Genomic DNA, 7,261 nt, shown 5'->3' with positions numbered 1-7,261 from the left:
TTGTAGATGTTAGTATCAATTATCACCCCTTGCTTTAACCCTAATTCAGAGTTGATAGAAACGATAGAAAGTGTTCAAAAGCAAACTTATTCTAATTATGAACATATTATTATTGATGACAACTCTCTTTCGACAATGCCTGATGAATTACTAAAAATTATCGAATCTGATCCTAAAATAAAATTTGTTCAAAGATCTTGGAATGCAGGCCCTGCTGTTACTCGTAATCGAGGTATTGCGGAAGCGAAAGGTAATTTTATTGCATTTTTGGATGCTGATGACGTTTGGCATGCGAGTAAGTTAGAACTGCAACTTCAATTTATGTTAGAGAATGATGTGCCTTTTTCTTACACCTCGTATGAGGTGTTTGATACTAAAGGTAAAGTCATTGGCCTCAGAACACCACCTGCAAGCCTGACTTACACGGATATCCTTCGATCTAATCAGATTGGCTGTTTAACTGCTATGTACAGTATTGATACTTTGGGAAAGGTTTATATGCCTAATATCTCAAAAAGGCAGGATATGGGCCTTTGGTTGAAGATATTGAAAACGGGAGTAGTCGCTAGAGGGTTTGTAGATAAGCCATTAGCTAGGTACCGGGTTGGGGGGAAGTCGGTTTCATCTGATAAGTTGGGCGTACTTAAATATCAATGGCGCATATATCGAGAGGTCGAGCGCTTATCTTTACGAGCATCAATAAAATATTTTGGCCATTATGCGTTTAAAGGAATGACAAGAAAAGTATAAGAAAGAGGGAAGTTTAGCTTCCCTCTTTTTTCATTGTTTTTACTGCCGTAAGTATAGGTTTACTAGCGACCATTCTAAAACAACAATCTTTAGAGTTAAGAATAAAATATTCAACTAGCATATAATACAAATCACGTCGGTAACTAAAAGATTAATAATATGATAAAGAAATGCCTTTTCCCTGCGGCTGGCTACGGAACTCGTTTTCTACCAGCTACCAAATCAATGCCAAAAGAGATGATGCCAGTGGTGAACAAACCGCTCATTGAGTATGGTGTAGAAGAAGCGATCCAAGCTGGTATGAGCGACATGTGTATCGTAACAGGTCGTGGTAAACACTCGTTAATGGATCACTTTGATAAAAACTATGAACTTGAACATCAAATCATGGGCACCAGTAAAGAGTCTTTGTTGGATGATATTCGCGGCTTGATCGATTCTGCAAGCTACACTTATATTCGCCAGCGTGAGATGAAAGGCTTAGGTCACGCTATTTTGACGGGGCGTGAACTTGTTGGTGATGAACCATTTGCAGTGGTACTGGCTGATGATTTGTGTGTTAACGAGCAGCAAGGTGTTTTGGCACAAATGGTCGAATTGTATAAACAGTTTCGCTGCTCTATTGTCGCCGTGCAAGAAGTACCAGAATCAGAAACTCATAAATATGGCGTGATTTCTGGAGAGATGATAAAGGATGATATCTTCCGCATTGATGATATGGTTGAAAAACCTGAGCCTGGGACTGCACCAAGTAATTTGGCGATCATTGGTCGTTATATACTTACCCCTGATATCTTTGAGCTGATTGAACAAACAGAGCCGGGTAAAGGTGGTGAAATCCAAATTACCGATGCACTACTAAAACAAGCAAAATCAGGTTGTGTTCTTGCATATAAGTTTAAAGGTCAACGTTTTGATTGTGGTAGCGTAGAAGGGTATATCGAAGCAACGAATCATTGTTTTGAAACGTTCTATAAGAAAGATCCAAGTGCAGAGCTTGCTAAAAAACCAACCGTGAAGGTGACTGAAGAAACAGAAACGGCTTAGTGGTTTTTGGATTCAAATAGGAAGGGCTAGTTACTTTTGTATCTAGCCCTTTTTTGATGTTACGCGCTTACTTGATTTGAAAATAAGGCAGGACTTTTTAGTTATACCTAAATAAATTAATTGGCTTAACCGAATTTTATGTACAATTGAATGCTTAAGGCCCGTTTTCTCATCGGCAGGTTTCGCGGTGAAAGGTGATAAAAAGATAAGGAACGAACATGAAGATTTTAGTGACTGGTGGTACCGGTTACATTGGTAGTCATACTTGCATTCAAATGATTGAGGCAGGTATCACTCCCATTATTTTGGATAACCTCTACAACAGCAAGGAAATGGTGCTAGATCGTGTAAAACATGTCTCAGGTACTAAGCCCGTCTTCTATCAAGGTGATATTCGTGACTCGGCCATTCTTCAAACCATTTTTTCACAGCATAATATTACGGGTGTCATTCATTTTGCTGGCCTTAAAGCGGTCGGAGAATCTGTCGAAAAACCCTTGATATATTACGATAATAACGTCTCGGGGACATTGAACCTAGTAAGTGAGATGGATAAAGCTGGCGTGAAGAGCATTATTTTTAGTTCGTCGGCAACGGTGTATGGCGATCCGGCTTCGGTGCCGATCCGCGAAGATTTTCCAACGTCGGCCACTAACCCTTACGGGCGCAGTAAGCTAATGGTGGAAGAGTGCTTAACGGATTTTCATAAAGCGAACCCAGAATGGAGTATTACGCTCCTTCGTTATTTTAACCCTGTTGGTGCGCATGAGTCGGGTTTACTAGGGGAAGATCCTCAAGGTATTCCCAATAATCTGTTGCCATTTGTCGCGCAAGTGGCGGTGGGCCGCCGCGATAGGCTCGGTGTGTTTGGTAATGATTACCCCACGACAGACGGCACCGGTGTACGCGACTATATTCACGTGGTTGATTTGGCTGACGGTCATTTAGCCGCGTTAAATATGGTGGGTAGCCAGCAAGGCTTGCATGTCTTTAACTTAGGCACAGGTCAAGGTAACAGCGTGCTTGAAATGGTTGCGGCGTTTGAGCAGGCCTCACAACGCGCAGTACCTTATCAGGTGTTGCCGCGTCGCGCAGGGGACATTGCGGAATGTTGGGCTGATCCCAGTTATGCTGAACAAGTACTTGGCTGGAAAGCCACGCGCTCACTGAAAACGATGGTCGAAGATACGTGGCGCTGGCAATCGAAAAACCCCGAAGGGTATCAATAATCGCTCTGTCGTGAGTGTCGATAGACGTTCGTGAAAGGGTCGGCTATAGCCTACCCTTTTTTGTTTGATTAGTCATAGGTCATGGTGACTTGAAGTTTTTCGTTACCGAGAGCAATCATGACACTCAATACATTAACCAATTAACCAATTAACCAATTAACCAATTAAGTATTTATGTCAATGAATGAAACATCGGCCATCTTACTCTCTTCCCGTTGGCTTTCTCCGCGTATGGTCTCGATAACCACCAAGTTGGCTTTGTTGTGTGTATTAGTCGGCATTTTTTATTTATCACTTACGCCGAGTGATTCCGCCACGGTGATGAGCTTTGATGGCGCAGATAAAATCAAACATGCGTTTGCGTATTGTGTTTTAGGGCTTACGACTTTTGTTGCGCTTCCTCAGCGCTATTTTGTTATGGCTTTAACTGGCTTTTGGATCATGAGCGGGGGAATTGAATTATTGCAAGGTACCCAAGTAGAGCGTCATGCGTCTTTTTACGATTGGCTTGCTAACCTCACGGGGTTAGGGCTCGCGTATGGGGTGTCTTTGGTATACAAAAAATATCGATCCCGCTTAACACGTGTTGTGTGCCCAGCTGATTAATGAAATGGTGGTGATTTGCCCGTTCTTTGCTCTCTAATAAAAAATATAGGACACCCACGTATTTGACGTTGCTTATAAAATTAAAGGCATCAATAAACTAATATTGATGCCTTTAATGAAAACGACCAGATTTTCTACTAACGACCCATTCCAAAAACAACGGTCTTAACGGTTAAGAAGAGAATCTTCAATTCCATACGCCAGTTCTGGTGTTTGATGTAGTAAATATCAAATTTATGCTTCCAAACCGCGTCTTCAACAGAGGCGCCGTATGGGTATTTTACTTGAGCTAAACCTGTTACTCCGGGTTTTACTGCATGGCGAAAACGGTAGTATGGAATCTCTTTTTCTAGATCCTCAATAAACACCTCACGTTCAGGACGTGGGCCTACCATCGACATCTCACCTTTATATACGTTGATCAACTGTGGCAGTTCATCAATACGTGTCTTGCGAATAAAGTTACCGACTTTAGTTACTCGAGCATCATTCTTTGTTGCCCACTGAGCTCCATTCTTTTCTGCGTCGTTACGCATTGAACGGAATTTGATAACTTCAAATTCTTGATTGTATTGGCCAGTTCGTCGTTGTTTAAAAAAGACAGGGCCTGGTGATTCAAGTTTGATTAATGCGGCAGTTAAAAGCCCGATAGGAATCGCAATCAAACCGATCATGAACACGAACAGTAGGTCTATAAAGCGCTTTTCATTAACATTTCTTTTGTTTGACAGAATTGAAAAGGCTTTTTGGTGCAGAAAGTATCCGCTGTGGAGCAGTTCTGTTTCAGTATAACCAAGCGTTCTATCAAAGTAGCTAGCTAACGGCTCAACCCAAGCACCAAGCTCTGTTGCACCGATCAAAAAAGCACGGTGTTCTTCACTTAGTTCCATACTTCTAAAGTGACATAAAGTTTCACCTTTAAAGTCTCTGATTGAGTAATTGTTTATGTCGTGTTTAATGTCATGTCGAGCTAAAACAGAACGAAGGGTATCTAAACACGATTCGGGTGCGTATATGTGGAGTGTCGATTTACTTTCTGACGATAGGGTTTGTAGAGCCTGGTGATCTGACTCTGCTTCAACGGTTGTATCGGAAAGTTCTGATGGGTGAGCCTGTTTTAGAGCAACTGAGTTTTTCATTATAAGTTTGCTTTATAATTGTTGTTCAAAGAACGTTTAGTAAGTTTAATATCCCTATCAACAAAGCTTTTCTATGTAAGCTCGGTTGTTCCGCATATTGTTATGTTTTGATTCTATCGAATTAAACGATACCACTTTGACAATATGATGAAACACTAGCCAGTGTTAATACGAATTTTGAATGCGTGCATCTTACGCTAAACCAGTCAATATGTACACTTGGTTGAGTATGTTTCACTCGGCATTTTTTGAGTGTGACACTTGGTTTTAGTATGTAATTGAATGTTAACGAAATACGGTATTATCCCTGTTTTTTATGGTGTTATTCGTTGACGCTCGTTAGAACCTTAAACACAAAATGACGTTCTTTTTCATATTCGATCATCCTACCTGCGCCCTTTCTTGATCTTCCACTACAGTTTTGACTGTAAACTGTAGTAAAATTACGCTAATTTGTTTTTATACCGATTTATTTTGAATTGAACGAGGTCAGTCCTATGTCAGCTAAGAAGCCAATGGCTCTAGTGATCCTTGACGGTTACGGTTACCGTGAAGACAACCAAGACAACGCTATCGCAAACGCTAATACGCCAGTATTAGACGGTCTTATTGCTAACCAACCTAACACGCTAATCTCGGCTTCTGGCTTAGATGTAGGCCTACCAGATGGTCAAATGGGTAACTCAGAAGTGGGTCACACCAACATTGGTGCGGGTCGCGTGGTATACCAAGATTTAACGCGTATTACTAAATCAATCGCAGACGGTGAATTCGGTCAAACTGAAACACTCGTGAATGCTATCGATAAAGCAGTAAAAGCGGAGAAAGCGGTTCACATCATGGGCCTTATGTCTCCAGGTGGCGTTCACTCTCATGAAGATCACATCTACGCAGCTGTTGAAATGGCAGCAGAACGTGGCGCAGAGAAAATCTACCTACACGCATTCCTAGACGGCCGTGATACGCCGCCACGTAGCGCAGAAAACACACTAGCTCGCTTCCAAGCGTTGTTCGCTAAGCTAGGCAAAGGCCGTGTGGCTTCGCTTATTGGTCGTTACTACGCAATGGACCGTGATAACAACTGGGATCGCGTTCAAGAATCTTACGACCTACTGACTCAAGCAAAAGCGGAATTCACATTCGACACGGCGGTTGCTGGCCTAGAAGCGGCTTACGCTCGTGACGAAAACGATGAGTTCGTTAAAGCGACGGAAATCAAAGCGGAAGGCGAAGAGTCTGCGGCTATCGTTGATGGCGATGCGGTTATCTTCATGAACTACCGTGCTGACCGTGCGCGTGAAATTACTCGTGCATTCGTACCTAACTTCGACGGTTTTGAGCGTAGCGTATTCCCAGCAATCGACTTTGTGATGCTGACTCAATACGCAGCCGACATTCCACTGCTTTGTGCATTCCCACCGGCTTCTCTAGAGAACACTTACGGTGAATGGCTATCGAAAGAAGGCAAAACGCAGCTGCGTATCTCTGAAACAGAGAAATATGCGCACGTGACGTTCTTCTTCAACGGCGGTAAAGAAGACGAGTTTGAAGGCGAAGAGCGTCAGCTTGTTGCTTCTCCAAAAGTAGCAACGTACGACCTACAGCCAGAAATGAGCGCACCAGAGCTTACTGAAAAGTTGGTTGCAGCAATCAAAGGCGGCAAATACGACGCTATCGTTTGTAACTTCCCTAACTGTGACATGGTTGGCCACACTGGCGTTTACGATGCAGCGGTTAAAGCGGTAGAGTCGCTAGACGAATGTCTGGGTAAAGTAGTTGAAGCAATCAAAGAAGCCGATGGCCAACTGCTTATCACTGCTGACCACGGTAACGCGGAAATGATGGTAAACCCAGAAACGGGCGGCATCCACACGGCGCACACTAACCTACCTGTTCCACTTATCTATGTAGGTAACAAAGACGTTGAGTTCAAAGAAGGCGGTAAGCTGTCTGACCTTGCACCAACGATGCTTTCTCTGTCTGGTATTGATATCCCAGCAGAAATGTCAGGTGACGTGATCGTTAAATAGTCAGTAGCTAAGTAATGACTGTTTTAGATAAATAGTTTTTAACTTTTATCGAATATTAGAACGGCTGCACGCGAGTGTGGCCGTTTTTTTTGTGATTTTTTAACCCAATGCTATACCAATCGCAGTAAATAACGGGCACCCCTGGCTTGTTAAAAACCTCGATAACGTCGTGAGAACTTTTGATTTGTAGAATAACGACTTACCGAAACTTCCTGTCGAAAAATCAGCCCTGTTCTTAAGCTTTTTCCTGCTTCTATTTCATGGCCAAGATGGCCGGCCCTGACCTTGATGAGTCTGATTCTGATCATAAGCATGAGTCTGCTTATAAACATGAACCTTTTTATAAACATCAAAGCGAAATCTCTTCATCCCCCATTGTTTAGCAAATGAACAAAACCTTGCACATCTATTTTGTTAGTGCTAATTTGCCAATTATTGAACGGTCGTTCAAGTTTTAAGT

General features: G+C 42.4%; 6 protein-coding genes. 5 read left to right on the top strand and 1 reads right to left on the bottom strand.

Annotation, left to right across the window (positions count from 1 at the left end; translation table 11 throughout):
• Positions 1-6: 6 nt before the first annotated feature.
• From L8S15_RS18475 to L8S15_RS18460, 4 genes are all read left to right on the top strand, one after another.
• Positions 7-750, top strand: a complete 744-nt coding sequence (locus L8S15_RS18475; protein ID WP_280574595.1) for a glycosyltransferase family 2 protein — start codon at positions 7-9, stop codon at positions 748-750.
• A 159-nt stretch (positions 751-909) separates the two neighbouring features.
• A complete protein-coding gene (gene galU, locus L8S15_RS18470) occupies positions 910-1,797 on the top strand; it encodes a UTP--glucose-1-phosphate uridylyltransferase GalU (protein ID WP_280574594.1) in 888 nt (295 codons plus the stop codon).
• A gap of 218 nt (positions 1,798-2,015) precedes the next feature.
• Positions 2,016-3,026, top strand: a complete 1,011-nt coding sequence (gene galE / locus L8S15_RS18465; protein WP_280574592.1) for a UDP-glucose 4-epimerase GalE — start codon at positions 2,016-2,018, stop codon at positions 3,024-3,026.
• Between the two features lie 180 nt (positions 3,027-3,206).
• The gene (locus L8S15_RS18460) at positions 3,207-3,632 is read left to right on the top strand and encodes a hypothetical protein (protein WP_280574590.1); all 426 of its coding nucleotides are present in this window, start codon (positions 3,207-3,209) and stop codon (positions 3,630-3,632) included.
• A gap of 137 nt (positions 3,633-3,769) precedes the next feature.
• Here L8S15_RS18460 and L8S15_RS18455 read toward each other — a convergent pair whose 3' ends face one another.
• On the bottom strand, positions 3,770-4,771 hold the full coding sequence (locus L8S15_RS18455; RefSeq protein WP_102385663.1) for a sugar transferase: 1,002 nt from the start codon (positions 4,769-4,771) through the stop codon (positions 3,770-3,772).
• 497 nt (positions 4,772-5,268) lie between these two features.
• Here L8S15_RS18455 and gpmM point away from each other — a divergent pair, with 497 nt between their 5' ends.
• Positions 5,269-6,801: a 2,3-bisphosphoglycerate-independent phosphoglycerate mutase gene (gpmM, locus tag L8S15_RS18450; RefSeq protein ID WP_016790150.1), complete on the top strand. Its 1,533-nt coding sequence runs from the start codon at positions 5,269-5,271 to the stop codon at positions 6,799-6,801.
• Positions 6,802-7,261 lie beyond the last annotated feature (460 nt).

Origin of the sequence: Vibrio sp. S/42/10 (assembly GCF_029890535.1) — a bacterium.
GTDB lineage: Bacteria > Pseudomonadota > Gammaproteobacteria > Enterobacterales > Vibrionaceae > Vibrio > Vibrio cyclitrophicus.
Note: the sequence above shows the minus strand (reverse complement) of the source record. Positions and strands in the feature narration are given on the sequence as shown.